27 protein-coding genes, 1 CRISPR repeat array and 1 riboswitch are annotated in these 26,618 nt (G+C 34.7%); of the genes, 19 read left to right on the forward strand and 8 right to left on the reverse strand.

The features are described 5' to 3' along the window. Window positions 1-8: 8 nt before the first annotated feature. A riboswitch (TPP riboswitch) is annotated at window positions 9-98 on the reverse strand. Between the two features lie 138 nt (window positions 99-236). Both F5ESL0237_RS00425 and F5ESL0237_RS00430 read left to right on the forward strand, forming a co-directional pair. Further along, window positions 237-1,166, forward strand: a complete 930-nt coding sequence (locus F5ESL0237_RS00425; protein ID WP_122024325.1) for a helix-turn-helix transcriptional regulator — start codon at window positions 237-239, stop codon at window positions 1,164-1,166. 166 nt (window positions 1,167-1,332) lie between these two features. Further along, entirely contained in the window at window positions 1,333-2,259 is a 927-nt protein-coding gene (locus F5ESL0237_RS00430) for a MucBP domain-containing protein (RefSeq protein ID WP_122024326.1), read from the forward strand. Window positions 2,260-2,308: 49 nt separating this feature from the next. Here the strand turns inward: F5ESL0237_RS00430 and htpX are convergent, their stop codons facing one another. The 3 genes from htpX to F5ESL0237_RS00445 all read right to left on the reverse strand — a co-directional run bounded on the left by htpX (window position 2,309) and on the right by F5ESL0237_RS00445 (window position 4,976). Next, window positions 2,309-3,205: a zinc metalloprotease HtpX gene (gene htpX / locus F5ESL0237_RS00435; protein WP_090094097.1), complete on the reverse strand. Its 897-nt coding sequence runs from the start codon at window positions 3,203-3,205 to the stop codon at window positions 2,309-2,311. A gap of 16 nt (window positions 3,206-3,221) precedes the next feature. Next, complete coding sequence (locus F5ESL0237_RS00440) at window positions 3,222-3,782, reverse strand: LemA family protein (RefSeq protein ID WP_122024327.1); 561 nt, start codon at window positions 3,780-3,782, stop codon at window positions 3,222-3,224. 93 nt (window positions 3,783-3,875) lie between these two features. After that, complete coding sequence (locus F5ESL0237_RS00445; RefSeq protein WP_122024328.1) at window positions 3,876-4,976, reverse strand: SLC13 family permease; 1,101 nt, start codon at window positions 4,974-4,976, stop codon at window positions 3,876-3,878. Between the two features lie 184 nt (window positions 4,977-5,160). Between F5ESL0237_RS00445 and F5ESL0237_RS00450 the strand changes: the two genes are divergently transcribed. The 4 genes from F5ESL0237_RS00450 to F5ESL0237_RS00465 all read left to right on the forward strand — a co-directional run bounded on the left by F5ESL0237_RS00450 (window position 5,161) and on the right by F5ESL0237_RS00465 (window position 8,657). Beyond that, window positions 5,161-5,523, forward strand: a complete 363-nt coding sequence (locus F5ESL0237_RS00450; protein ID WP_118897559.1) for an iron-sulfur cluster biosynthesis family protein — start codon at window positions 5,161-5,163, stop codon at window positions 5,521-5,523. A 156-nt stretch (window positions 5,524-5,679) separates the two neighbouring features. Next, window positions 5,680-5,820 carry a hypothetical protein gene (locus tag F5ESL0237_RS00455; RefSeq protein WP_122021144.1) on the forward strand — a complete coding sequence of 47 codons (141 nt, stop codon included), beginning with the start codon at window positions 5,680-5,682 and terminating at the stop codon, window positions 5,818-5,820. A gap of 123 nt (window positions 5,821-5,943) precedes the next feature. Beyond that, entirely contained in the window at window positions 5,944-6,861 is a 918-nt protein-coding gene (locus tag F5ESL0237_RS00460; RefSeq protein ID WP_122021145.1) for an HNH endonuclease, read from the forward strand. A 44-nt stretch (window positions 6,862-6,905) separates the two neighbouring features. Beyond that, the gene (locus F5ESL0237_RS00465) at window positions 6,906-8,657 is read left to right on the forward strand and encodes a BspA family leucine-rich repeat surface protein (protein WP_122024329.1); all 1,752 of its coding nucleotides are present in this window, start codon (window positions 6,906-6,908) and stop codon (window positions 8,655-8,657) included. Between the two features lie 58 nt (window positions 8,658-8,715). On the opposite strand, the gene F5ESL0237_RS00470 is transcribed toward F5ESL0237_RS00465, so the two are convergent. Continuing rightward, a complete protein-coding gene (locus F5ESL0237_RS00470; RefSeq protein WP_122024330.1) occupies window positions 8,716-10,203 on the reverse strand; it encodes an SLAP domain-containing protein in 1,488 nt (495 codons plus the stop codon). Between the two features lie 647 nt (window positions 10,204-10,850). Here F5ESL0237_RS00470 and cas3 point away from each other — a divergent pair. From cas3 to cas2e, 8 genes are read left to right on the forward strand one after another with little or no spacing between them, the layout of a single operon-like run. Next, window positions 10,851-13,589 carry a CRISPR-associated helicase Cas3' gene (gene cas3, locus F5ESL0237_RS00475; protein WP_122024331.1) on the forward strand — a complete coding sequence of 913 codons (2,739 nt, stop codon included), beginning with the start codon at window positions 10,851-10,853 and terminating at the stop codon, window positions 13,587-13,589. Then, on the forward strand, window positions 13,582-15,294 hold the full coding sequence (locus F5ESL0237_RS00480; protein WP_122024332.1) for a type I-E CRISPR-associated protein Cse1/CasA: 1,713 nt from the start codon (window positions 13,582-13,584) through the stop codon (window positions 15,292-15,294). The genes cas3 and F5ESL0237_RS00480 overlap by 8 nt, the downstream gene beginning before the upstream one ends. Before the next feature lie 9 nt (window positions 15,295-15,303). Then, window positions 15,304-15,900: a type I-E CRISPR-associated protein Cse2/CasB gene (gene casB, locus F5ESL0237_RS00485; protein ID WP_122024333.1), complete on the forward strand. Its 597-nt coding sequence runs from the start codon at window positions 15,304-15,306 to the stop codon at window positions 15,898-15,900. Between the two features lie 5 nt (window positions 15,901-15,905). Beyond that, the gene (gene cas7e / locus F5ESL0237_RS00490) at window positions 15,906-17,015 is read left to right on the forward strand and encodes a type I-E CRISPR-associated protein Cas7/Cse4/CasC (RefSeq protein WP_122024334.1); all 1,110 of its coding nucleotides are present in this window, start codon (window positions 15,906-15,908) and stop codon (window positions 17,013-17,015) included. Then, entirely contained in the window at window positions 16,996-17,694 is a 699-nt protein-coding gene (cas5e, locus tag F5ESL0237_RS00495) for a type I-E CRISPR-associated protein Cas5/CasD (protein WP_122024335.1), read from the forward strand. The genes cas7e and cas5e overlap by 20 nt, the downstream gene beginning before the upstream one ends. A 12-nt stretch (window positions 17,695-17,706) precedes the next feature. After that, window positions 17,707-18,363 (forward strand): type I-E CRISPR-associated protein Cas6/Cse3/CasE, encoded by a 657-nt coding sequence (gene cas6e, locus F5ESL0237_RS00500; protein WP_122021153.1) that lies wholly within the window; start codon window positions 17,707-17,709, stop codon window positions 18,361-18,363. Continuing rightward, window positions 18,356-19,309 (forward strand): type I-E CRISPR-associated endonuclease Cas1e, encoded by a 954-nt coding sequence (gene cas1e, locus F5ESL0237_RS00505; RefSeq protein WP_122024336.1) that lies wholly within the window; start codon window positions 18,356-18,358, stop codon window positions 19,307-19,309. Before cas6e ends, cas1e begins: the two co-directional genes overlap by 8 nt. Further along, window positions 19,306-20,202, forward strand: a complete 897-nt coding sequence (gene cas2e / locus F5ESL0237_RS00510) for a type I-E CRISPR-associated endoribonuclease Cas2e (RefSeq protein WP_122024337.1) — start codon at window positions 19,306-19,308, stop codon at window positions 20,200-20,202. The genes cas1e and cas2e overlap by 4 nt, the downstream gene beginning before the upstream one ends. Window positions 20,203-20,231: 29 nt before the next feature. Continuing rightward, window positions 20,232-21,174: a CRISPR direct-repeat array (repeat unit 28 nt; unit sequence GTGTTCCCCACGTATGTGGGGGTGATCC). 1,057 nt (window positions 21,175-22,231) lie between these two features. On the opposite strand, the gene F5ESL0237_RS08350 is transcribed toward cas2e, so the two are convergent. The 3 genes from F5ESL0237_RS08350 to F5ESL0237_RS00520 form a co-directional block, all read right to left on the reverse strand. Continuing rightward, entirely contained in the window at window positions 22,232-22,519 is a 288-nt protein-coding gene (locus tag F5ESL0237_RS08350) for a hypothetical protein (protein ID WP_147440969.1), read from the reverse strand. Between the two features lie 15 nt (window positions 22,520-22,534). Further along, window positions 22,535-22,681 carry a hypothetical protein gene (locus tag F5ESL0237_RS08370; RefSeq protein ID WP_158592420.1) on the reverse strand — a complete coding sequence of 49 codons (147 nt, stop codon included), beginning with the start codon at window positions 22,679-22,681 and terminating at the stop codon, window positions 22,535-22,537. Window positions 22,682-22,812: 131 nt separating this feature from the next. Continuing rightward, window positions 22,813-23,043, reverse strand: a complete 231-nt coding sequence (locus tag F5ESL0237_RS00520; protein ID WP_122024338.1) for a hypothetical protein — start codon at window positions 23,041-23,043, stop codon at window positions 22,813-22,815. A gap of 111 nt (window positions 23,044-23,154) precedes the next feature. Between F5ESL0237_RS00520 and F5ESL0237_RS00525 the strand changes: the two genes are divergently transcribed. The 5 genes from F5ESL0237_RS00525 (at window position 23,155) to F5ESL0237_RS00545 (ending at window position 26,094) form a co-directional block, all read left to right on the forward strand. Continuing rightward, on the forward strand, window positions 23,155-23,415 hold the full coding sequence (locus tag F5ESL0237_RS00525; RefSeq protein WP_122024339.1) for a hypothetical protein: 261 nt from the start codon (window positions 23,155-23,157) through the stop codon (window positions 23,413-23,415). Beyond that, window positions 23,399-23,650, forward strand: a complete 252-nt coding sequence (locus tag F5ESL0237_RS08595; RefSeq protein ID WP_122024340.1) for a thioredoxin family protein — start codon at window positions 23,399-23,401, stop codon at window positions 23,648-23,650. Before F5ESL0237_RS00525 ends, F5ESL0237_RS08595 begins: the two co-directional genes overlap by 17 nt. An 816-nt stretch (window positions 23,651-24,466) precedes the next feature. Further along, complete coding sequence (locus F5ESL0237_RS00535; RefSeq protein WP_122024341.1) at window positions 24,467-24,715, forward strand: hypothetical protein; 249 nt, start codon at window positions 24,467-24,469, stop codon at window positions 24,713-24,715. Then, entirely contained in the window at window positions 24,712-25,329 is a 618-nt protein-coding gene (locus tag F5ESL0237_RS00540) for a hypothetical protein (protein ID WP_255409374.1), read from the forward strand. The genes F5ESL0237_RS00535 and F5ESL0237_RS00540 overlap by 4 nt, the downstream gene beginning before the upstream one ends. Window positions 25,330-25,587: 258 nt before the next feature. Beyond that, entirely contained in the window at window positions 25,588-26,094 is a 507-nt protein-coding gene (locus F5ESL0237_RS00545; protein WP_122024343.1) for a hypothetical protein, read from the forward strand. Between the two features lie 278 nt (window positions 26,095-26,372). Here the strand turns inward: F5ESL0237_RS00545 and F5ESL0237_RS08375 are convergent, their stop codons facing one another. Continuing rightward, complete coding sequence (locus F5ESL0237_RS08375; RefSeq protein ID WP_199688753.1) at window positions 26,373-26,573, reverse strand: hypothetical protein; 201 nt, start codon at window positions 26,571-26,573, stop codon at window positions 26,373-26,375. Window positions 26,574-26,618: the final 45 nt, after the last annotated feature.

Consider the following 26,618-nt stretch of genomic DNA (forward strand, 5'->3'; position numbering starts at 1 on the left):
AGATGACGTAAAATTCAAGTGATTTTCCCTTCGTTGGCATTATCCATGCAGGTTCAGTGGGTATGTTCTCAGCCTTATCGGCACCCCAAGATTAGTGTCATTATACCTAAAAGATGGTTTGCTGTCTATCTTGATCATGATATTAAAGTAAACTTTTTTGCTTTAAAAATTTATAAGTAACAAATCTTTTGATATATAATTAAAGTATAATATAAAATCATTGAGAAGGTGAAGGTATGACAGCAGCTAGGCTGGAACAATATTTAGCGAGTGTTTTACAAGTAATAAGTACTGATACAAATGAGGTATGTCTCAAACCAGTTAATAGCACTTTTGATCTATTTACGATTTATCTTGAAAATCATAATACTGGTCTACATCGCTATCAAACTGCTCGTCAAACTATTATTTTTATGGTGGCAGGAACAATAAACATAAAAATCAATGGAAAAAATATTCGTTTAGCAACAGGAAATAGCGTTTTTTTAGAACCAAAATGTGAATATGATGTTCCTAGGCAAACTAAAGAAGATATAATCGTTAAATTTGAATTTACTAATCATTTAAATTTTCTCAATGCTATAGCTAAATTTAATGATGACGAGCAGAAAATAGTTAGCCAAATAAAGTTATCTCTTAAGACGGAGCGGTTGTTATATTTAAAAAATTCAAAATTAGCCAAACCCACCCAACTGATGAGAAGAATCGTTGATGAATATTTAAACCAAAATTTGTTTACTAGTGAAATGATTAGTGCAGAATTAATGATGGCATTTTTAACAACGATTAGAAATCAAAAGCTATCAGCTCTACCACTGGTTAACTATGAATTTGCTGAGACAACTCTAGATCAATATATTGATGAAAACTTTGCTCATATTACTTTGGAACAAACTGCAAAGCATTTTGGTTTAAATCCTAATTATTTTTCAACTTTAGTTAAGCAAAAAACTGGAAAAAGTTTTGTTGAGCATGTTGATGAAAGACGCATGCAGGAAGCACGTACCTTACTAGCACGCCCCGATATTTCGGTTAGAGATATTATTTCTCAAGTAGGATATAGTGGTAAATCTTTTTTTTATAAAAAATTTAACGAGTATTATCATGAAACGCCAGTTCAAATGCGGACAGAATTATTTAGACAAGCAAATATCAACTTAAAATAATGAGATATTAATTTTATTATATAACTATTGTTATATTATGTATATATAAACTTCTGCTTGCTGGATACATATGCTACAATCGCTTTCAAAGTTATATTTATAGCATAATTGGTTGTTAATGACTTTAAATTGAAATCACATAGGTGTAGCCGAAAGGACACAAGATATGAGCAAAAGAAAAGGCATTTTTAAAGATGGTAAAAAAAGAATATTGGGAGCTGTTACCTTTATAGCGTTAAGTTTCTTAACTGCTAATACTAAAGTTGCTGCAGCAGCTTCCTTGTCATCTAGCCCAAAACCGGCTGTAGCTGTATACGAAGGTGCTACTGCTACTAATTCAGTTAAGGTAAAATATCAAGACGATAAAGGTAATCCAATTGCGTCGTTCAAGGATGAGGTAATTTCAACATCTAAAATTAAAGTACCCCAAATTCCAGGTTATACATTTAAGTCAGCGCAATATGCTGATCAGCCAATCGATTCTAAAGATAATTTAATTGAAATTACAACTCCTGTTGCAGATGGAATTTTAATTTTAACTTATACTAAAGATACGGTAGTTGATAAACGCGAACCAATTAAAGGTGCAAATGTCATAGTAAAATATCAAGCTGAAGATGGCAACACACTTGCCGCTGAAGAAGTTTTAAGTGGAAATCTGGGTGATGGCTATATTTCAACTGCTAAAGAAATTCCAGGTTATACACTTAAGACACGACCGACTAATGCCGTTGGATTTTTTGATAGTGTAGAACAGATTGTAACTTATATTTATACTAAGAACGGACAACCTAATTCTACGGGTAATGAATCTGTAATTCCTCCAAAAGACGATAAGTCAAGTAATAAACAGCAGGGACATTCTCAAAATTGTTTACCGACTGGTAAAAAATCGACTGATAGTAAGACTAAGATTACAAGCAATTCTACTAGGGGTAAGGGACTTAATGATCCCAATAACGATCACTCTGCAGGCAAGTTGCCGCAAACTGGTATAAATAAGCAATCCCAGTTATCACTTTTAGTAGCGGGAATTGTTTTATTATTAACTGGGATTAGTTTAACTAGTCTTAAGTCTAAGAAGAAAAATTAATTTTATAGTTATTTAAAAGGCACCCTTTTAAAAAGGTGCCTTTTTATAATTACATTTTTTCTAAACGAACAATTCGATCTGCTGTTGGGGGATGAGTGTCAAATAAATGTGTCAATCCATGCTGTTGATGTAGAGGATTTTCAATATACATTCCGGCACTACTAGGGTCTGCTTTTTTCATAGGCTCTGAATTTTCAATTTTTTTAAGTGCAGAAATTAAACCTTGTGGATTACGCGTTAATTCTACTGATGAAGCATCAGCTAAATATTCACGGTTTCGCGACAATGCCATTTGGGCTAAACTCGCACAAATGGGTCCGAGGATTAAGACGAACAAGATAGCAATAACTTTAAAAATTAAGTTCAAACTATTGTTGCTATCATTATTATCGTGGTCATCGTCGTCAATCCACCAGATGTATCTACTGGCTATCCCTGATAGAAAAGAGATAACACCAACTAAGACAGCTGCAATAGTAGAAACCATGATATCGTAATTTCGAATATGCGAAATTTCATGACCTAAAACGCCTTCTAGTTCTTCACGATTCATCATATCCAGTAGCCCTTGTGTAACTGCAACTGCTGAATGATTAGGATCACGACCTGTCGCAAAGGCATTAGGACTTTGATCATTTATAATAAAAACACGTGGCATTGGTACACGACCGACTAAAGCCATATCTTGAACAATATGCCATAATTGGGGATTACTTTGTTCATCTATTTCTTGCGCATGGTTGAGGCTCATAACCATATTGGCTGGATTAGGTAAGACAATTAGCATATAAATAACGCTAAAGATAATGGCAACAATCAAACCTAAAAGTGGTCGATTACCGAAAATATAGCCTAAACCAGCGCCAACTAAAGCTAAAATAATTATAAACAAAGTCATAATAACTATTGTTTTTCGTTTGTTGCGAGCGATTTGTTCAAATAGCATAACACTAACCTATTGTTTAAAATTTTACTTTAGGTACTTCTTTTTCAGTTTCATTTGTTTGCAAGTAAGCAACTTTTTGGAATCCATGTATTTTTGCAACAATATTTGATGGGAAAGTCAAGAGTTTTTGGTCATATGATGCAGCAGATGAATTATAAAGTTGTCTGGAATAAGAAATTTTATTTTCAGTATTAGTTAATTCTTCCTGTAACTTCAAGAAATTTTGATTTGCCTTTAGGTCGGGATAGTTTTCGGATAATGCAAAAATTGTTTTTAACGAATCTGAAATTTGATTTGAAACTTTCATTGTTTGAGCGTGATCATCGCTCGGTACATTAGTTAATTGATTGCGTAACTGAATAACGCGTTCTAATGTTTCTTGTTCATGTTTAGCGTATCCCTTAGTTGTTTCGACTAAGTTAGGGATTAGGTCATTACGCCGTTTTAATTGGACATCAATTTGACTCCAGGATTCTTCAGTATAGACTTTGGCTTTTTGTAAGCCGTTATAAAGTGTAATATAAATTGCAATTAATAATATGATGACAATAATAGCAATTAAAGTTAAATTGAACATTATTTTTCCTCCTAATTAGGTTATTATTAATTATAACTTACTATACCTGATTTTAATAATAATAAGTTAAATCCAAGGATTAAGAAAATTTTCTTAAACTATTAGTAGTATCCAACCAACAACTGTAAGAATAATTAAACTAATAAATTGCATAATAGACCATTTTTTAAAAAATTCACTGCGAGAAACAGTTGCATTTTGTGTAAATGTTTTCAAAACTAGCATATTTGCCATAGAGCCAATTGGTGACCCAAAGCCCCCAATATTTGATCCTAAAAATAGTGCTTTAGCATATGGTGTGAATTTACCAACTAATATAGTGGCTGGGACGTTACTGATTATTTGACTAGATAAAATTGATATAAAGTAAGTTGAACTTTCTGAATTAATCATTGTGTGAATTAAGGTAACAACTAAGGGAATTTGTTGGATGTCACTGATAAAAATAAAAAAGCACGTAAAAGTTAAAAGTAGTGCATAATCAAGTTTTAGTAAGATTTTTGGATTAATTATTAAAGCAAGTATAATTGCGACAACCATCGGAATAATAATGTTAATAACTTTAAAAACACCTAAAAAGAATAGCGCGAATACAGCTGTAGTAATTACAGTTGGCCGAATACTAATATTAATTTGTTTAGCACTTTGCATTGGTATTTTTGTTTTGGGAATAAAATATAGAATAACAAAGGTAATTATTAACGCAGCTAGTAGATAAGGTAATGACCAAGAAAAGAACTCAATTGCATTAACCGAATATTTACTAACTAAAAAAATATTATGGGGGTTACCCCAAGGAGTAAAAGCAGCTCCAATATTTGCGCCCATTCCGATTAGGGTTACTGGTAAAATCTGCGGTAAATCACATCTTTTAGCAATATTTAAGTATAACGGAATTAGAGTTAATGCAGTAATATCGTTACCCAAAAACATACCAGAAATAATCGAAAGCAGTGTAAACAATGTGTTTAACTTTTTCATGTTGTCAGTTATGCTAGTCAACTTATACGCTAAGACGTCGAGTACATGTAAGTAAGCGTAAATTTGAATGATGATTAGCATTGTAGCGATAGAAAATATTGTATGTAAATTAATATCTTCTAAGCGTGGTCTAGCAAAGAAAAGACTTATAATCGTTACCACGATAGTAATTTGTAAGATTCTATCACTAAAAATCTTTTTTAAGATGGACATAAAATGTCCCCTTTCACAGTTATAATCATCTATCATATTGCTATATACATTTTGAGCCTTTTTTTCTTTGTTCGCAATAAAAACTTTTCATTAGCAATTGGATTCACGTAAACATAAACTTTGACTTCCAGTTAAAAGATAGCCTATACTTAGAAAAATGATTAAGGATTAGGAGGAAGATAACATGAATAACTCTAAATCAATTAAAATCAATATTAAACCTGAAGCAGCTGATAAAATAAAGGCACAAGCTGCTGGGCAAGTGGTGCTTTTGGCACTTAATGACGGCTCCAATAAATATTCGGATATTGGCGGTAGTTGTACAATCGGTGCCAATTTTCAATTTGTAATTTTAAATCAACCAGATTCGGATTTTCCAATTAAAGTGGACAATAATGCTGACTTAGATATGTATACTAGTTCAGCTGAATTGCAATATTTGGATGGAGGATTGATTGTCAGTCAAAAGGATGCAGCATTAAGTTTGGCTGATGATAGTGGTGTAATCGATGGTGCTGTTACAATTAATGTAAGTAAAAATAACTAATAAGTAATATAAAGAGCAGTCACTGGCTGCTTTTTTATATATAACTAACTAGTCACGCACTGATCCATAGTGTACTTGGCGACAAACCTTGCTTGATTAGGCTTTTCGTGGTAAACTGTAAAAGATTTTCGGAAATCTGAAAGGAAGTATAGTACTATGCGTAAAGGTGAAAATTACAACACTGGTTGTGAACCAAGCCAAAGACCTAAAAACAAGAAGAATGGTAAAAAGCGCGTTGCTCATGTGGCAGCAGTTGTTGCTTTCTTGAACAAGGCTAAAGCAGACGAAAATAAGTAGTGTGCATTAAATAAACTAAAAGGGTGGATTACATTTGTAACCCATCCTTTTTTTATGGCCATAAGTTGGTTAAAATGGAGCTAAGATTAATGACATTATTTGCCTTAAAGGAGATATCTTAAAGTGAAATTTCAATGTAGCGCCTGCGGTCTGCGCCTTAATTCCAATCATTTCAAGTATCAAGAAGCAAAGAACCTGCAATTAACTAGTATTTGTGATCAATGTCTGCAACGGGGAGCAAAAGCCGAGGACTTTGGTAATGTACCAATTGCTATTTTTGCTCAGGCTTTACTCTATGGGTTTGTTGGTCGAGATAATGAAGATCAAGAACTAAATTTTTTAGTGCATTCAAAAGATAAACGTAAGCGCTACGAGTCTTTTATTCAAGATTATGATAGTAATGAATTAGCACAGCAACAACTTAGTCGGCAAGAGTTTAATCAAGCGCTCATCGCGAGTGAGGTGGGGGAAATTGAATTTATTCCACAATTAAATCTTACTTTTGCTGAAAATTTAAATAAATTAGGGCTAAATGTTGATTTTAAGTTAAATGAAGTCGACTTTATTGATCGTGAACGTATCCGGGCTAAATACCATTATCGCTGTCAATATTGCGGCCGGCGAGGGCATAGCGTGGACCACAAGCATCCGGTATCTTTATCACATAATAATGATTTTGACAATTTGATCTTGTCTTGTCAGGAATGCAATCGGATTAAATCTAATATGCCCTATGAACTTTTTATCAAGTTAAATGCACAAATCGCCCAACTTAATCAAAAATTAGTTAAGTATGAAAATGCTCTAGCAACCTTTAGCGGTGAATTTGAACAAAGAAGGCGCAGTATAGCTGCCACAATGCACCTTAAAGGTGTTGTTAACGATTCGGAATTAACGCAAATGCGAAAGCAAAATAAAAAATTACAAGATGCGATTGATAGTTTAAGTAGTGATTATACTGAATTGCGCCAATTGCGTGAGCAACACTTTAATGTTGGCTGGAAGTTATTAAAGGAGAATGCTAAAGAGGATATCATTTAAGTGATCAAATATTATAATTGAGATATAGGAAGGGGAGTTTAATAATGAAATTTAAAAAGATAAGAGGTCATTTTTCAAAACTAGTTAAGTTAGGAATAATGTTTGCTTTATTAGCTAGTATCGTGGAGTCTGCTGCAACTGTTCAAGGATCAGCCAAAACACTAGAAACAGTAGTAAGTAATCCGAGCTTAGAATTGGGAATTTGGACTGGAAAAGATGGTGACTGCAACTGGAATTATGATGTAGTTACTAAAACATTGACTATTGAAAATGGTCAATTATCATCTATTCCTCTTACAAAAGAGTTGTCGTGGGCAAATGAAATTGAGTATCTTAATTTTGACGGTCAGATAGAGTTACCTGCTAATGTGGCAAACAAATTTGCTAATTTAACTAGTCTAAAGGCCATTAGCGGATTAAATAAAATGGATACAAATGCGACAAACAATATGGCAAGTCTTTTCGATAATGATCTAAATTTAACTAGTCTTGACTTGAGTCATTTTGATACCAAAAATGTAACCAATATGAGCAATATGTTTGCCTATAGTGGAATTACTAATCTTGATCTAAGTCATTTTGATACCAAAAATGTTACAGATATGTCTGGTATGTTTCTTCAAACTAGAAAACTGAATAATCTTGATCTAAGTCATTTAGATACCAGAAATGTAACCAATATGAGCAATATGTTTGCCTCTAGTAGAATTACAAATCTTGATTTAAGCCATTTTGATACTAACAGCTTAACAAGTATGAGAGGTATGTTTCAAGGCACTGGAACTTCAGGTGAAAAATTCACTTTAAGTAGTCACTTTAATACTAGTAAAGTAACTGATATGTCGGAATTATTTGCTGCTACTAAATATGCACAGATTGTTTTAAACAATCTTGATACTAGTCATGTGACTAATATGCGCGAAATGTTTGCACGCTCTCACGTAAATAGTTTTGATTTAAGCCACTTTGATACTAGTCACGTTACTAACATGTCAGGGATGTTTTCATATAATACAAACTTAACTAGCCTTGACTTAAACCATTTAGATACATCTAATGTTACTGATATGTCCTATATGTTTACCAATGATACCAATTTGAATCACTTAAATCTCAGTGGCTTAGATACGTCTAAAGTAACTGATATGCATTATATGTTTGAAGCTGATCCGGCTTTAACTAGCTTAGATTTAAGCCACTTTGATACTAGTAGACTAATTAATATGCAGGCAATGTTTAGAAAAGATACAAATCTGGTTGACTTAGATTTGCACAACTTTAAGACAAATCAAGTCCAAATCATGGATGATTTATTTGAATATGATTCTAAGCTTGAAAGTGTAAATTTAAGGGGGTGGAATACCCAAAAGGTAACCACGATGAGCAGTATGTTTAGGCATTGTCCACAGTTAGTTTACGTTGATCTCAGTGGTTTTCATACTCCCAAATTAAAAGACTCTACACTAATGTTTCAGTATGACTATAAGTTAGCTGGTATTGATTTGAGTCACTTTAACATCCATAATAGTAGCATTTTAGATCATGCAGGGAATCCAAATGGCTTTGCAGTTAAATTGGGTCATTATCGTTTGCGTAAGAGTTCAGGTGTGGGGCAAAGTTTTAAGCATATTCAAGCGGTAGGTAACGGAAAGCTTAGTCATCCTCAGGGGAAAAAATATACAGCAGAACAACTCTTTAGGTTGTATAATCATTCGGCTAAAAAAAGTCCAGTGGCAATCTATGTGATGTATAACGGTAAAAAACCAAGTTTTGCTAAACAACTAGGAATTAAATAATTAAAGAAAAATAGGTTAACTTATTAGAAGTTAACCTATTTTGGTTATTTAAGTAATTCTAATCACCTAATGGGAAATCCAATGAAATTAATTGCTTACTAGTCTCTTCTAACAGCCAAGTTGCTTCATTAACTTGGGCAATTGTTGCCTTGTTTGAACGTAAAACTTGGGAAGCATTAGTTAAAGCATTACGATAATTAGCTTCTAAATTACTATATCGGGTAATTACCTTATTAGTATTTTCAAAACTCATAAATAATTTTTGTAGCTCACTTTTATCAGCGTTGGTTGCAATAACTTGATCATTTTGAGCTTGCTGTTTTGTGTTTTGAATTTGTAGTTTATTTTGATTATTAAACTGAACATCACTGGCTTTGATAAAATAGTTACTATAGTTAGCCGCTACATTATTTGGTAAATCATTCTGTTTCAGTGGTTGTTGTGTTTGGTCATTAATTAATTTGGGATTATCATAGTTAAGGAAATGGTAAAATAATTCTGTTTTGTGTTCATTAGGTAGCCAGAGATAAAAGAGACCATCTATTAAAATTGAGTTATTGTTTGTAGTTTGAATACTTATACCACTAGGATTACCTGTAAAATCAAAGAGCTTAATAGAATTTCCTGTTACTGGAGTAACGGGGTTAAAAGCTAACGCTGTATAGTCAACAATTGGTAAGTCATTTCGAAAAGTAATATCTGTTTCATCAATGTATTCGTCGGGATAATCGTGTAGCCGATAGCTATATCCCTCAAAGCCGTCTAGATAGAGAGGAATAACCGCAAGATCAATTTTGATCTTTTGTCCTTTTTTAAGCAGATGATGGATTTGATGTTGAGAAAGCGTACTTGTTTTGACTGTCGCAAGGAGAGTTGCTGAGCTAACCCCGTTATACCGAGCAATATGACCATCAATACTAGCAATATTATCTGCACGAAGATAACGATTGTGTCCTAAAGCATAATATTGCTTATTACTAATCGTTTTAGTCGGTAAATAAAATATTTGTTTTTGCTTATTAAGATCTTCATCATAAAAGAAATATTTAGGCATCGTTGTGGTTGGTCTGACTTTGCCATAATAAGTAACAATTGCATTTTGTGCAAGACTCTGTCCGGTAGGTTTACCCTTGGCAGTATAAATTAATGACTTGTTTGCCAATACAAGCTTACCTTTTTTAGTATCTTTTTTGTTGACGTCCCTAACAACTGCGGCATTTACGTAATTACCGCCGCCAAGATCATAATATTTTTGACCGTTAATTTTGTTTATTGCATAGTAATTAAAGTCTGAATCTTCATAGGTATAAATTATTTTGTAACCTTGCTGATCGGTCATAAAAGGATCAGGTGATGTATTCCTTTTAACTTTAATTTTATGGCCAAATTTGTCATAAAGATAATCATTTTTGATAAAAGTGATTTTCCCTTTAGATACTTGTTTTGCTGCTTGTATGGATTGTGGTTGATTAATATTTACTAAAAAGTGACTTGCAATCAAAGAAACGACAGCAAGTCCAATACTAAATTTTTTCGTAATTTTCATTAGAAACCCCTTTTCAACTAATAATTAAATTGATGTATTTAATTGCATTATAGTATATTTAATGCCTAAACAAGCTTGAAGATATTATATCATCTGTAGGAATAACTTTGACCACCAGGTTTTATGGTGATTTTTTTAGTTAGAAGTATCAGAAATCTTTTTAAGCCGATCAATTTTTATCTCGGCCATTATGTAATTGCTGTTTTTGCTGCATAATTTTTTGATCAGTTAATTCAACTGCTAATGCAATACCTTTATTTTTTGTTGCAGAGCTAATGAAATTTAAAAAGACAGAAGGTCATTACTATCAAATGATATGGAGGCCAAAATTAGGAGCAATTATTAAATTTTAATTTAGGGCTGGTTTTCGATATGCAATCGAGGTCAGCCCTTTTAAGTTTCATTTGAGTCTTTTGTTATTGTAGAAGTTACTATATTTTCTGATTGCTTCTTCATAATCTGGCTAAATTCTTTTAATGGTATTGTTTATGAAACAAGCCTGTTAAGTAAATTAATAATTATGTCGTAAATAACATTGACAACGTTTTCTAATTAAGAATAAAATTATTTTATGCTGATATGCATATCATACTATATGTTTTATACAAACAAGTGTAATGATTAAAATAAGAAATGGATTAAGTAAAATGGAAAAGTTATCTAAAAGGTGTTTGTCTTTATGGGGTAAGAAGAAAGTTAAAGATGGACAACTATTGTGGTTGCCCTTAGTTGCCCATTTAACTGATACCCAAAAGGTTATTAATTTTCTCTATAATCAATGGCTTAGCCAAGGACAACAAGAATTTTTAACCCAAAACTTGACTGATGAGGAAATTCATAAATTGATTAAGTTTTTGGGATTTACCCACGACATTGGCAAGGCTACACCGGCTTTTCAAACTAAAGAATCATATGATCGAGCTCAGACTTTAGATAACGATTTAATCGAAAATTTAGTTAGAAGTGGTTTTTCTAAATTGGATCAGTTGGAATTGGCTTCACGCAATCTATCACCTCATAATAGGGCTGGAGAAGCCCTTTTATTGGAGTTTCAAGTTCCTGACACGGTTGCAGCTTTAATTGGTGGTCATCATGGAAAGCCTGAAACTGATTCGCCAAGTAATGATTTGACTGCCAATACATCAAATTATTATCAAAGCGATCAAGATGAAACTTTGAAACAGCCGTGGAAGCAGGTACAAAGAGAGTTATTTGATTATGCTTTAGTAAGTTCCGGTTACAGTGATGTTAGCGAGATTCCTACGATTACTCAGCCAGAAGCAGTTATTTTAGAGGGCTTGCTTATTACAGCCGATTGGTTAGCTTCAAGTGAATATACCAGAAATGGGAAGGAACTCTTTCCCTTAACCAGTCTGGAACAATCATGGGCTGATTTGGATATGGAGCAGCGGTTTACGAAGGCAATGCATAATTGGTTATTAAATGGTACATGGCAACCGCAAAAAATAAATAAAATGACGGATCCATATCAAGAACGCTGGGGGTTTAACGCACGTCCTGTCCAAAAAGTAGCAACAAAAGCAATTGGTGAAACTATAGATCCAGAAATGATCATTGTTGAAGCTCCAATGGGTTTGGGTAAAACAGAACTGGCCTTAGTGGCGGCGGAACAATTAGCCTATCTTTGTAAAGAAGATGGCGTCTTTATCGGCTTGCCAACACAAGCTACAAGTAATGCCATGTTTAACCGGGTTGATCAATGGATAGAAAAATTAGCTGAAAAGCAAAAAGAAAATTTTCCGATTAAATTAATGCATAGTAAGGCCCAATTCAATAAAGTTTATAGACAATTACCTGATGCGGAAAATGTTGACACAGCAGGGGCTGTAACAATTAATTCGTGGTTTTCAGGAAAAAAATCGATTTTAACTAAGTTTACAGTTGGAACAATTGATAACTTGCTGTCAATGGCGCTAAAGCAGCGCCACCTTTTCTTAAAGCATCTGGGTTTTAGCGGTAAAGTGGTGATTATTGATGAAGTCCATGCTTATGATACTTATATGAGCCAGTATTTACTTAAGGCGATTACTTGGCTGGGGGCTTATCATGTACCACTGGTGATTTTGTCGGCAACGCTCCCGCAAGAAAAAAGACAAAAATTAATTAAAGCCTATTTAGGCGGAAAGTATGGTAAAAAATATAAGCATAATTTTAAAGGGCCAGCCGATTGGGAAAAAACGCAAGCTTATCCGCTGCTCAGCATTTTAGATAATGGGCAATTAAAGCAATTTTCTGATTTTCCCGGGCAAAGTGATCAGAAGCAGCAAAAATTGCAGGTGACCAGACTTAATTTAGCTGATGAAGAACTGATCGATCATGTTCTAGACAAAATAAACGGCGGCGGAGTTGCCGGAATAATTGTAAATACGGTTAAGCGGGCGCAAGCACTTGCTAAAGTATTGGAGCAAAAGGGAACCAAATACTTCGTGCTTCATTCTGCATTTTTAGCGGCCGAGCGGGGCAAGCAGGAAGAAAGATTGCAACAAATAATTGGAAAAAATGCTGTGCGTCCTAAAAAATTGGTTGTAATCGGAACACAGGTGTTAGAGCAATCACTTGATATTGACTTTGATGTTCTTTATACCGATATCGCCCCGATGGATTTGCTGTTGCAACGTGCAGGACGGTTGCACCGGCACAACATTAAACGGCCCAAGTTACTAGCAACGCCCCAGTTATTTGTGATGGGAATTAATTGTTTGGGTGATTATGGCAAGGCTAATCAAAGTATCTATCAGCAGTATTTATTGCTGAAGACCGATTATTTTTTAAAGAACCAGATTATTTTACCTAATGATATATCTGATCTTGTCCAAAAAGTTTATGACGCTGAAACAGATGCTGAGATTAACGGAATTCAAACATATAAAGCAGATTTTGATAATTATAATGATACTAAAAAAAATAGTGCCGGGGATTTTCAAATTGGTAGACCCATGAAAAAATCAATTCATGCCTGGCTTGATCGCAAACAAGGAAATGTCGATAAGGATGAGCAAAAGGCAAGTGCTACTGTGCGTGATATTCAAGAAACAATTGAGGTAGTCTTAATTAAACATACCTCTCAGGGCGATTTCCTATTAGATGGGCATAAGTTAGATGCAGTACCAGATTATGAAATTGCTGAACAAGTAATCAGATTACCAGCAGCCTTAACTAAATACCCAAAAGAAACTGAGCAAATAATTAATGAACTTGAGAACAGAACTAAGCCGTATCATGATAATTGGAATAACAGTGTTTGGCTAAATGGAACCTTAGTACTCCCATTAGATGATAAGTTGTCGGCTAAGGTTGGTAAGTGGAATATACAGTATTCTAAAAAGTTGGGCTTAAGTTATACAAAGGGGGATGACCATGATTGAAAGAAAATTTAATTTGACTACTGATCCTTGGATTAAGGTAATTGTCAGCGACACCAATCAAGAATTAAAAGTTTCGTTAATAGATTTATTTAAAAATGCACATCAATATCGGCAATTAGCAGGAGAGATGCGTGTCCAAAATTTAGCAATTATGCGCTTATTATTAGCAATTTTAACAACCGTTTATTCGCGTTTTGATGCAGCTGGCCAGCTATATGATTGGCTAATAGAAGGTACTGATCAATTCGGCTCTGACGCTAAATTTGATGAAGATTATGATGAAGAAGACATCGAGGAAGATACATTAACAACTTGGCACGAATTATACCAAAAGGGACAATTTTCTGATTTGGTAATTGAGTACTTAAAATATTATTCAGATTGGTTTGACTTTTTTGGTAAACATCCTTTTTACCAAGCAACCAAAGAAGAATACGACAGTTTGGTGCCAGCAAATAAGTCAGTAGCTAAGGGTAAAGGCACGGTAGCAATTAAACAAATTAATCGACGAGTTTCTGAAAGTAATAATTCGCCTGCCTTGTTCTCACCCAAAGCTGGTGAATATAAAAATGAAATGCCAATTGATGAATTAGTTCGGTGGGTTATTACCTATCAGAACTACACTGGGGTAACTGATAAAACTAAGATTACTGCTAGTGAGAAGTTTTCCGTTTCTCCCGGTTGGCTTTATAAGTTAAATCCAGTTCTGATCAGTGGGAAAAGTATTTTTGAGACATTAATGCTTAACTTGGTTCTCTATAATCAAGGTGAACAAAAAATTGCTTTAGAAAGACCTGTCTGGGAATTTGCCAGTGCCAAAGCGTATATTTCTGAGCGGCAAACAGGGAACCTGCCCGATAATCTTGCAGAACTTTATACGAGCTGGGCACGTGTTTTACATCTTGAATGGAATGAAGATGGGCAAGCAACGATTTTTAGTGCAGGATTACCCAAGATTGAGAGTACTAATGCTTTTACTGAACCAATGACTGTCTGGCGTTATGACAAGAAAACTGATGAGTACCGACCTGCAGTTAGAAACTTACAGTCTTTGCATAAGGCGATGTGGCGTAATTTTAGTAATTATGTCAATGTTCAGCTGGTAAATGATACCCAAGAACCCGGCGTTATTAAGTGGCTGCGGCTACTTAAAGAAAATCAGCTAATTACCCGCAATAGATTGCTAACTTTAGTATCAATCGACTTAATTGATGATGGCAATGCAACATCGCAGTCGCCAACTGCAGAGCTTTATGATGATATGAGTATTGATATCGGTGTTTTATTTGATACAAATAATGTTTACTATTGGCCGGCAAGGATCGAACAAGTAATTGATCTTACCCAGAAAATTGGGCAGGATTTTTGGATATTTGCCCGTAATCTTGGTAAAATGCGCGGATTTCAAAAAGATGGTCTCACAGGATTTGCTAATCAATTAAGTGCACAATTTTATTATGGTTTGAATGAACCATTTAAAAATTGGCTAGCCAGCTTAACTGATGAAGATGAACGTGACTCGAAAATAATTGCTTGGCAAAACCAATTACGCAATTACGCTTTTAATGCAGGGCAAAAAGTAGTTGATACTAGTTCATCTCGAGATATCAAAGGTATCATTACCGAACATGGGTTACAAAATATTTTCATCCTCATGGATCAATTTAAATTTAATGTGAATTTAGATTTAAAGAAAGGTAGGTAGAAATAGTTTATGGCAGATGATTATAAAATTAAAGCAGTAACTAATAAAATTATTGAGCGGCTTTATAATAACGGTGATCTTGATAAAGCAACTCTGGCGGCATTAAGGGGGGCTTCTAAGCTTACTAGTCCTAAGGCACAAAAGGCCTGGCCAATCATAATGGATTATTTACCCCACAAATACTTGAGTCAAAATGGTAAACCAACAGCAGGTGAAGTTGCTGTTTATGCTGATATACGTTTTTATGCGATTTTTCAACAGGGCCAAGATAAGTTTGTTTCAGTAAAAGAAGAAAACTCATCGGCTGGTGTTAGCTTCTTTACGGCGCTTGCCAAACTAAGACAAGACGAGAAAGTAAAACAAGCATTAGATCGGCGTGTACAGGTGTTGCTGGCAACAACAAATATTGACAGCGTATTGAATTCTTTAGTTCATCTAGTAGAAATACTAAAGAGTAATGATAATAAGACATTAGAGATTGATTTTCCCATGCTCGCGCAAGATTTATATAAATTTCAATGGAATTATCATTGTGCTAATGAGGTCAGATTAGCATGGGGTGAAGAATATTTTGGCCATAATAATGATTTAAGTGAAGGGAAGTAATTATAATGAATGAAAAGAATTTATTTTTAGATTTTAATGTGCTCCAGACAGTACCATCATCCAATATTAACCGTGATGATACCGGCGCACCTAAAACAGCGTTTTATGGTGGAGTTACACGTGCTCGTGTTTCATCTCAAAGCTGGAAAAGAGCAATGCGTAATTACTTTAAAAAAGAAAAGGTCACTATTGGAACTAGAACCAAAGAAATTGCTGTATATCTAGCAAAGCAAATCCAAAAATTAGACACTAGTCTAGATGAAAAAACGGCTATGGATAAAGCTGTTGCTATTTTGACTGCTGCTGGTATTAAAGTTAAAAAAGATAAAGATACTGGTAAAATGGCAACTGGTGCTTTGTTATTTGTTAGTCCGGGACAGATTAATAAATTAGCAGAATATGCTCTTAATCATGATAAAATTGACAATAAAGATGATAAACAAGCAATCAAGCAAATTTTCAAGGAAGATAATTCATTAGATTTAGCCTTGTTTGGTCGTATGGTGGCAGATAATCCGGAGCTAAATGTTGATGCATCAGCTCAAGTAGCGCATGTAATCTCAACCCACGAAATCGTGCCAGAATATGATTACTTTACCGCCCTTGATGACTTACAAGCAGATGACACCAGTGGTGCGGCAATGCTGGGGACGATTGAATATGATTCGGCTACTTTGTATCGCTATGCCAACATTAATGTTAAAGACTTAATTAAGAATCTTAACCAAAAAGATGCTCTTGAAAGCATCGCAGCGTTTATTAAAGCCTTTATTTTGGCAATGCCAACGGGAAAGCAAAATACCTTTGCTAACAAGACCTTGCCAAATTATATTATGCTGACTTTACGTACTGACACGCCTGTAAACTTAGTATCAGCATTTGAAGAACCAGTTACCGCGCAAAATGGTTATGTCAAAAAATCAATTGAAAAATTGCAAAATGCGTATAAGTCTGCTAACCAACTAGTCGATGAACCCTTATTTAACATCACGTTATCGCAAGTTGACTTAGCAAAAGATAAAGAATTCAACCAAGTTGATAAGTTGACTGAGTTAATTGAGCAGATTACTACCGCTTTAACAAAGGCAATAGAAGATGAAAACATTAACAATTAGACTAACGGCACCATTGCAGTCTTATGGCAATGAAGCAGCCTTTGAAAGACGTACATCAGGTGATTATCCTTCAAAAAGTGCAATAATCGGCATGATTGCTGCCGCTTTAGGATATAGCCGTGATGACGAACGAGTGCAAGAATTAAATAAATTACAATTTGCCGTACGCATTGACCAGCCAGGTAAAATATTAACGGATTTCCAAACCGTTGAATGGAAAACTGGTACACGAAAAATTACCTATCGCGAATATCTTCAGGATGCTGTTTTTGTGGTGGCCATTGGCGGAGACCCAGACGATATTGATCGCATTAAATATGCTCTAAAACATCCTCGTTATGCCTTATTTTTAGGACGTCGTGCAAATTCACCAGCAGGAGTATTACAGATAACTGAATTTCCTGATAAAGATCCTGTTACGGCATTAAAAGCTTTACCTTGGCAGGCTTCTAATTGGTATCAAAGAAGACATAGTGCTGATGAATTGATAAAAATTCAAGTCGTTGCTGATGCTAATCTGCTGTCTACTAACAGAACAAGTTTGGTCAAGGATCACGTACTTTCACTTGATTCAAAAGCGCGCCAGTATAAGTCACGCCCTATTACCACAACACAGGTTGAATTACGTAATCCGCTTTTTAAGCAAAATACGCAGCATGATGCGATGTCGCCGTTATAGAAAGGAGCAGAGATGTACTTATCGAGAGTTCAAATTGATGTCGCTAATCGGCAAAAAACGAAAGATTTAACGCAACTTTCTGCTTTTCACAATTGGGTAGAGCAAAGTTTTCCTGATGAAATTAACAATGGCAAAAAATTACGGCATTTATGGCGAATTGATCAGCTACAAGGCAAAAAGTACCTATTATTATTAAGTGAAAATATGCCTGACAAACGACAACTTTTACGCTATGGTGTTCATGATACAGTCATGATTAAGAGCTATGATCGCCTGCTTAATAGCATAAAACAGGGACAACTACTGCAATTTAGATTAACGGCTAATCCTACTCATACTGTGCTTCAACCAGGTATAAAGCAGGGACGAGTTGTTCCGCATATTACGGTAGATTACCAACGAAAATGGTTAATTGAGCGTTCTCAAAAATTAGGTTTTCAATTGGGAACTACAACTGATAAATCGACTTTTGATATTGTTAGTCGCGATTGGCCATTATTATCTTATAGAAGTGGACGTAGACTGCGACTTAGCAGAGTAACTTTTGAAGGTCGGTTACGTGTAGAAGATGCAGATCAATTTAAACAAGCATTAATAAAGGGCATTGGCCGTGAAAAAGCATTTGGTATGGGTCTGATGACAGTGATACCTGGGAAGAATAATGACTGAAAAGTTTGGTGCCAGAAAACCTGATTTACCTGAGCTAGCGAGAGTAAAGGATCGATTAACTTTTCTTTATTTTGAACATGCAAAGCTGAATCGGCAGGATAGTGCACTCATGATAACTGATAGTCGCGGAACAGCTTTTGTTCCCGCAGCAATCGTGAGTGTCTTAATGCTCGGGCCTGGGGTAGATATTACACACCGAGCCATGGAATTAATTGGTACTGCTGGTATGGCTGTTGTTTGGGTAGGAGAACGAGGTGTAAGACAATATGCTCACGGGCGTTCTTTGAATCATTCATCAAGACTTCTTGAAGCACAAGCAAAATTAGTTTCTAATACACGATCAAGAGTTGCAGTAGCTCGAAAAATGTATCAAATGCGTTTCCCTAATGAAGATGTATCAGGATTAACGATGCAGGAATTGCGAGGTAAAGAGGGCAGTAGAGTGCGAAAAATTTATCGTGAGCAATCCCAGGCAACGGGAGTGTTATGGACCAGAAGAGAATATAATCCTGATAATTTTGAAGCTGGGACACCAATTAATAAAGCTTTAACAGAAGCGCACCAGGCTTTGTATGGTTTAAGCTATAGTGTTATTGTAGCAATGGGTGCTTCTGCTGGTTTAGGTTTTGTGCATACGGGACACGACTTAGCGTTTGTGTATGACTTTGCTGATCTGTACAAGGCAGATTTTTCAATTCCAGTAGCGTTTAAAATTACGGCCAAATATGGCAATGATAAAGATATCGCTGCAAAAACAAGATTGGCAATGCGGGATGCATTTACAGATGGTAAATTATTGGTAAGAATGGTAAAAGATTTACAAAATCTTTTGAATGTAACTGATGAGATTAATAATATTGATGTTATAAATCTTTGGGATGACAAATTAGGCTTACAAAAATTCGGGGTTCAATATCATGAACTAGATCAGGAAGATGACACATGATAGTGATTACTTTAACCAAAGTACCAGCATCCTTGAGAGGAGATTTAACTAAGTGGTATCAAGAAATTCAAACTGGAGTTTATGTGGGCAATGTGAGTGCAAGAATTCGTGATTTACTATGGGACAGAGTAGTTCAAAATATAGGCAATGGCGAAGCTACAATGGTTTATAATACAAATAATGAATTAGGTTATCAGATTAAGACAACACGAAAAATGTATAAAGTTGTTGATTTCGATGGCATTCCATTAATGATGCATCTTAATTCTACTGCTGTATCAGGTTTTGAAAAACATGGGTTTAGCAATGCGGCTAAATTTCATCGTGCTAGAATGGTGGCACAAAAGTCTGAAAAGCCAAGAGTAACTAAAACCAATAAACACTTTGTCTCCCTTGATGTCGAAACAACAGGTCTAAACCCAGATAAAAATCAAATTATTTCTATTGGAGCAGTTAAAAAAATTAATGATAAAAAGTATGATAGTTTTTATAGACTAATTAAAGTTGATACTGCAGTGCCGAAGACGATAACTGAATTAACCGGCATATCATTAGAATTATTAAAAAAAGAGGGGGTTACTTTAGATAAAGCTCTTAGAGAACTAACTGAGTTTGTAAATTCTGCCACGATTATTGGCTATAATTTACAGTTTGATTTATCCTTTCTCATGTCCGGCTATAGATCTGTAAATTTAAAAGAACCGGATAATGAAACTTTAGATTTATTACCTGTAGTTAAAAAAACGGAAAAATTTATTGATAATTATCGTTTAGCAACTATTTTAGATTTTTATAATATTAAGAATTTAAATCCACATAATGCACTATCTGATGCTAAGGCTACGTTGCAGTTGTTATACAAACTAATGGAAAATGGGAATATTAAAGTTTAAAAATAAGGGTATAACAAGGATCTTTTACTGTGTTCCCCACGTATGTGGGGGTGATCCCTAACTTCTCTTGCACAATCTTACATGAAGCAAGTGTTCCCCACGTATGTGGGGGTGATCCTAATATAGGAATTTTTGATAAAAATAACGTAACGTGTTCCCCACGTATGTGGGGGTGATCCTCATTTTTTCATCTTCATGAAATGGTACAGTGGGTGTTCCCCACGTATGTGGGGGTGATCCTCATAGAAAAAGCTTCTTGTTTAATATATTTTTGTGTTCCCCACGTATGTGGGGGTGATCCTATCAAAAAGCCTAAGATTGAGCCTACTTATAAGTGTTCCCCACGTATGTGGGGGTGATCCTTGCATTAGAGAACTGGACAAATCATCAACATTGTGTTCCCCACGTATGTGGGGGTGATCCCAATATGCGCCCGATTTTCGCCCTGACCCCAGGGTGTTCCCCACGTATGTGGGGGTGATCCTGACTGATAGGATTGGATTAAGTCCCCATTTCTGTGTTCCCCACGTATGTGGGGGTGATCCCCCTGGTAATTCAGCGTGCGTAACTGGGTCAAAGTGTTCCCCACGTATGTGGGGGTGATCCTATCTTTAGCATCAGCTTTAAGTGATTTACGTAGTGTTCCCCACGTATGTGGGGGTGATCCTTTTACTAATAGTTTTCCAAAAACCGCTACCTAGTGTTCCCCACGTATGTGGGGGTGATCCTACGTTCATGTTATTTAAAAGTAAATATGGGGCGTGTTCCCCACGTATGTGGGGGTGATCCTGAATTGAGTCTGTCCTTTTCATTAAAGGTTTAGTGTTCCCCACGTATGTGGGGGTGATCCCGGGTTTCGGGGTTGCATTAAAGCATCATCAGTGTGTTCCCCACGTATGTGGGGGTGATCCTCTTGTTTCTTACCCAAGAACGGCTGATCGAAAGTGTTCCCCACGCGTGTGGGGGTAATCCCGACAATGGTCAAAACGTATTGATGAACTTAGTGGTGTTCAAGGTGACTTGAGTCGGATTTTTGTTGGTAAAAATGTTGCCTAATATGCTATACAACTTTAGATTAAGTATTTTTTGGGTATGTGCTAGATTTGGTGGTCTAATTCTTGGTTAACGATTTTTTGATTAGTTAATTCAACTGCTAATGCAACACTTTTATTTTTTGTTGCAGAGCTAAGGTTTGAATTTGGTCAACGGCACGCATAACCTGCTGGTCTTTGTGGACGTTTTTTAATTGATTGGTTAAGCCCTGGTTCACGTTCAATGCCGTATTTATGCGCTAGTTCAGTTAGGGCAAGAGAGGGCGTGGCTTACGGTTACTTCCCGCTGTGCGTCTCTTAAATGCGCCCGCCACAGGGGGCGAAGCAGAAAAAGCTGGCGCAATTTCTGCTTAATTCAATTTTGGCAAAACTGCGTAATGTCTAAAATTTCATGACGAAAAGATAAGCAAGAGTCGGCGGGACTAATGCTTATTTTTTATAGTCTGGTCGTGTCCTTTGGGACCCAATTTTCTTTTAAAAAAGAAACAAAAAAGCGATCCTTTTGGATCGCCCCAGACGTCTTGCAAGTAGCTAACTTGCATGCACACTCTGTTTTTCGTACAAGCCGTAACTTGTAATCTTCATCATGTTGTATCTAATTTTAAACAAGACAGAACACGTCCTGAATATGTTAAGTGATATTTTGGATAAGTTATTAAAATTGTTTAAGTAAGATGCACGAAAAGCCTTGAATCATAAGTTCAATGCTTTTTTCTATTAATTCAAAAGAGTGTGATTAATTATAGCTCCAGATTATGACTAAAATAAGACCGAAACGCGAAACCGGTAAAATGTTGAGTAGTGTAGAGATGGTGATAAGCTTCGTATTTGGTATAGAAGTTATTTGTTTTTTTCATTTTATTAGCTTTCCCCATACTGTTTTTAGTAGCAATTTTCGAAAAATAGAACTTAAAGTATTATATAAAAAAGCACTAGGAATTAATCCCAGTGCTTTTTTTGTATGCTTTTAGACAACTTTAAAGGTAACTCCAATCAGTCCAAAATCCAAAGAATAAAAAAACTGCCAAAATAATAATTAACGATACAATACCGGCTGTAACTTTCAACTTTCTTTTACTAATGTTAACTTTAGCATGATTAGCTAAATATTCATTAGCAAACATTGTAAATGTAGAAAATATAACAAACCATAGCCTCCAAATTCTGCCAGACCTTGAACGAATGAAAATCGGACTGAGAGTAGTGATTGATGTTATCAGGAAAAACATTATCGTTAAATAATATTTATTAGCTAGTTTTTTCATTACGTGTTCCTCTCTTTAGCAGAACAGTCCTCCAATTGTCCAAATGGTACTTAGCCCAACACCAACTAATGCTGCTCCAAGACCGGTAGCTCCTGCAGCGGCAGCTCCAATCGCCCACGCTGCACTAGTACCTGTTCCCCAAGAAACATTGTGTTTGAACAAGCTGTATGATGCTTAACTTTCTTTCTCAACAGCGGATTTTCATAAGTAAAATCGCTTGGGTGCTTCTTAGCATATGAATTAACCTTATCTAATGCAGATTGTACATCTTCTACAGTCACTTTAAGATTTGTTTACTTTAAGGATTGTGCTAAATAATTTTTATCTACGATTTTAACCTGAGCAACACCTGATGAATCTGGATAAGTAATTAGAGACCTTTTAATAGCAGCATTAAGAGTTTCAGTTTCTGCTTTAGATAGCTGATTGCTCGTTGCTGTTGATTGAGCAGGGGTAGTTGTTGCTGCAGATACTTGGGCAGCTGGTGCTGCAAACATTGAGATAGACATAACAGCTGATGACATTAAAGTTACTAAATGAAAGTTTTAAACTTTTTATTTATTGAAATAATATTACAAGTTTATAATAAAGTCAACTCAAATCACATAAAATAATTATATAAAGGGGGGATAATTATGAAAAAGGCAGTTATCAATACAGTTGTTTTGATACAATTAGGTCTATCTATGTTTAGTTCTAATTTTCAAAATGTAAAAGCTGCAGGATTAAATGATACTGAGTACATTGAGTATAGAGATAATAGTGATTCAGTCTTGCAATATCAAAAGACAGAGTATCAAAGAAAGACCAAAACTTTTATAAAAATTTCTCCTAAAAAAATAAATAAATTACTTGATAAAAAAAACAAAAGAATCATTTATGTATTTTGGGGGTAAAGCTTCTTGTCCTTATTGCAGAGCTTTCGTCCCAGGATTAGCAGAGCTCAGTAAAAAAAGGAAGATAAATATTTATTACATTAATACTGATAGTGATAACTTTTTGAAAGAGGAACGAAAAAAATATAAGGTTGAAAGTGTCCCGACATTAATAAAAATTAAAGATAAAGAGCACTTTAAAGTGCTGAATCGTATGAAAGGGACTTTAAACCAATTTTTGACAAAGTATTATTGATACATGTGCTTTTTTACCCCATTTTTGACTAGATATACAGCCTTCTGACTTTAGCCTTAGGTAAAATCATGATTGCTTATACGGCCGTATAAGCAATACCATTTTTGATACAAGCTAAAGCTTAGATTGTTGGATGTTTAATTGAAATTAGCAACGAAAAAAATAAGCAAAAGTCGGAGGGACTAATGCTTATTTTTTATCGTCTGGTCGTGGCCTTTTTGGCCACGATTTTCTTTTAAAAAAAGAAACAAAAAAAGCAATCCTTTTGGGATCGCTCAGACGTCTTGCAAGTGACTGAACTTGCTTTGCACGTCATGTTGCATGTTAAACATACTACCTTAGTGACCTAAGTATAACATGATTGCCAATTCTGGTAAAATGAATAAGCACGTTATGTGCACCATCTGGGAAAGTTGACTGGCTTTCCGTAAAGGAGGTGAAAAAGCGTGTTAGACATATTTACCTTAGTATTATTTTACTTAGTCTTAACTAAGACAGAGCAAGTATTAAGCAACATTATTGTCATACTTGATAAATTACTCAAGTAGAATAGCAGAGGCAGCTCGGAATTTCTGAGCTGTTTTTGAATTGGTATAATTGTGAAATTAGCTCGCCAGGAAAAAAGGAAGACTATTAATTCAGTCTTTCTTTTTGCTATTAAAATTCACAAGGTATTTTAACGCGCATTTTTCAGTCCTCTGCAACCGCCTTTTGGCGCTACTGCGCTTAATGTACATTAGGTTAAGTTGCTTTGGTATGGTGGATTAAAGCGGAGTAAAATATATTTGAGATAGCAATCATAAAGAGGTAATAAAAATGAGTATTGGTGAACTGCTGAAAAAGTATCGGGTAGCACAAATGAAAACACAGAAGCAGTGGGTAGGAAATATAATAAGTCCTTCCTTTTATGCCAAAGTTGAGAAAAATATCCATCGGATAACTGTAGAAGATTTACTTGCGTTACTTCATTACAATAAAATATTAGCAATAGATTTTTTTAATAAGCTGGATAAAAAAGATAAAACTAATTATGAATTCAAAAAAGAAATAATTGGTCAAATATAGAAGCATTCTATCTTCATTCAAAGGTAGAACTGAAACAAGTCCGTCAAACAATAAGCAGCAGTGACTTGCCTGATAAGGATGAGCAACTTGCTTTTATTACAGGTTATATAGCACTGCTAGATGACGATTTTACAGGTTTAGATGAGCAAACTAAAGCCCAAATTAAGAATCGCCTGTTTAATATTTCAGACTTTGATCGAGATAATTTATATCTTTACTGTAATTTCATGAGTTTTTATGATCTCGATAGCAATTTAATGCTTTCAAAAAGATTAATTAATCATTTTAAAAATGATAGTGACATAGCCGTTCAAAAGGCGATTTTGAGTATTATCAGTAATTTACTAATGTTTTGCATTAAAGCAGATAGATATGATGAAACAATATTTTTTATTGAAGCTGCTCAGCAAATTGATATAAATCCCGATCTGACATTTTACCGAGGTGCGATAGCTTTTTTTAAGAGCTTAATTACTAGTCATTATCAGCCACAAAAAAATGGGAAGGAAGATTGTCAGATTATAATTGATTTTTTTAATTTGATTGGTATGGAAGAATATAGTGAACAATTAAAAGAATTTATACAAAAAACTAAAAATGACCTATTTGACTGAAAATTGTCGAGTACGCCATTTTTTATTTTACTTGTTTTTTAAACATATACTAAATTCATAAACGAATAGAAATGTGCAATTGAATTAGGAGGTTACCAATCATGGATGATTTGTTACGTCGCTTACCAATCATTATTATTTTTCCGTGAAAGAAATCATATTATGCGAATTAATGATACTAATAAGTATGTAAGCTATTTAGATGGATTGCTTATAAAATTTAGGCAAAAAAATTAAATTTTAAAAAGAGTAATAATCATGAAATTAAATAAGACAGTAATTGCAGGATTAACCACGTTAGCATTAAGTCCAGTAGCAACAGCCTTAGGTAGTGGAGTTTTAACAACTCAAGTCGTACATGCCGATACTATTGCAGAAAATCAAGTAACGCAAAAAAATAATAATAATTATGATAGTCTATATGATAATCTAACACCAGAAAAGAAATATGAATTTCAAGAATTGGTGTCAGCAAATTTATATACATCCAGTGAGCAGCATAAATTTTTACAGGATAAAGTCGATCAAGATAATCAAATTTCATTAAGATGGGAAGTAGGAGTTATCAAAGAGGCTGTAAAATATGCCGTAAAATTAGTAGGAGCTAAATTGGGAGAAAAAAGCCTTGCAGATTTTGTGGACTATTTAACTGGATTTGAAGGTAACATTCAAGAAGGGATAGAAAAGGGGTTAATTAAATATCTTCATGTAAATAAAAATGTTGCTTATTGGGCTGCTAAAACAGTAGTATTCATTTTCTTCTGAGGTGAAAAATATTGAATTGGATAAATATACATAAAAAGAGTCTATTTTATGGCTATGTTTTAATAGAATTATTAGGATATATCTTTTTTGCAACCGACATTATTAATTGCAATATACAACAATATTGCTTTCGCCATTTACCAATTTGGTTAAATTTGGTACTCATTGTTATCCAAATTTCAATTTTGATTTATTTATGGCCTAAAAGAATTAAATAGTTTTGACCACCATGATTTTTGGTGGTCTTTTTCTTTTTTTACTGGACGAGCTGAAATTTTTTAAAGTTCATCAACTTTTTTTTCGGCAATTAATTGTAATTGTTGCGATTGATCAAGCAATTTCTGGGTCTGGGCAAGGGTATCGTGCAGGCACACTATTTCTTGCTCTTTTTTGTTTACTGGTAAAGACTTTATCTGATAATGGCTAGTTTGTTTAGAGACACCTAATTCATCTGCTAATTGCTTGATTGTTTTCGCCACTATACATTCCTCATCTTTGTAATCACTGGCAATCATTTAGGTATA

The organism is Lactobacillus sp. ESL0237 (assembly GCF_003692985.1).
Lineage (GTDB): Bacteria > Bacillota > Bacilli > Lactobacillales > Lactobacillaceae > Lactobacillus > Lactobacillus bombicola.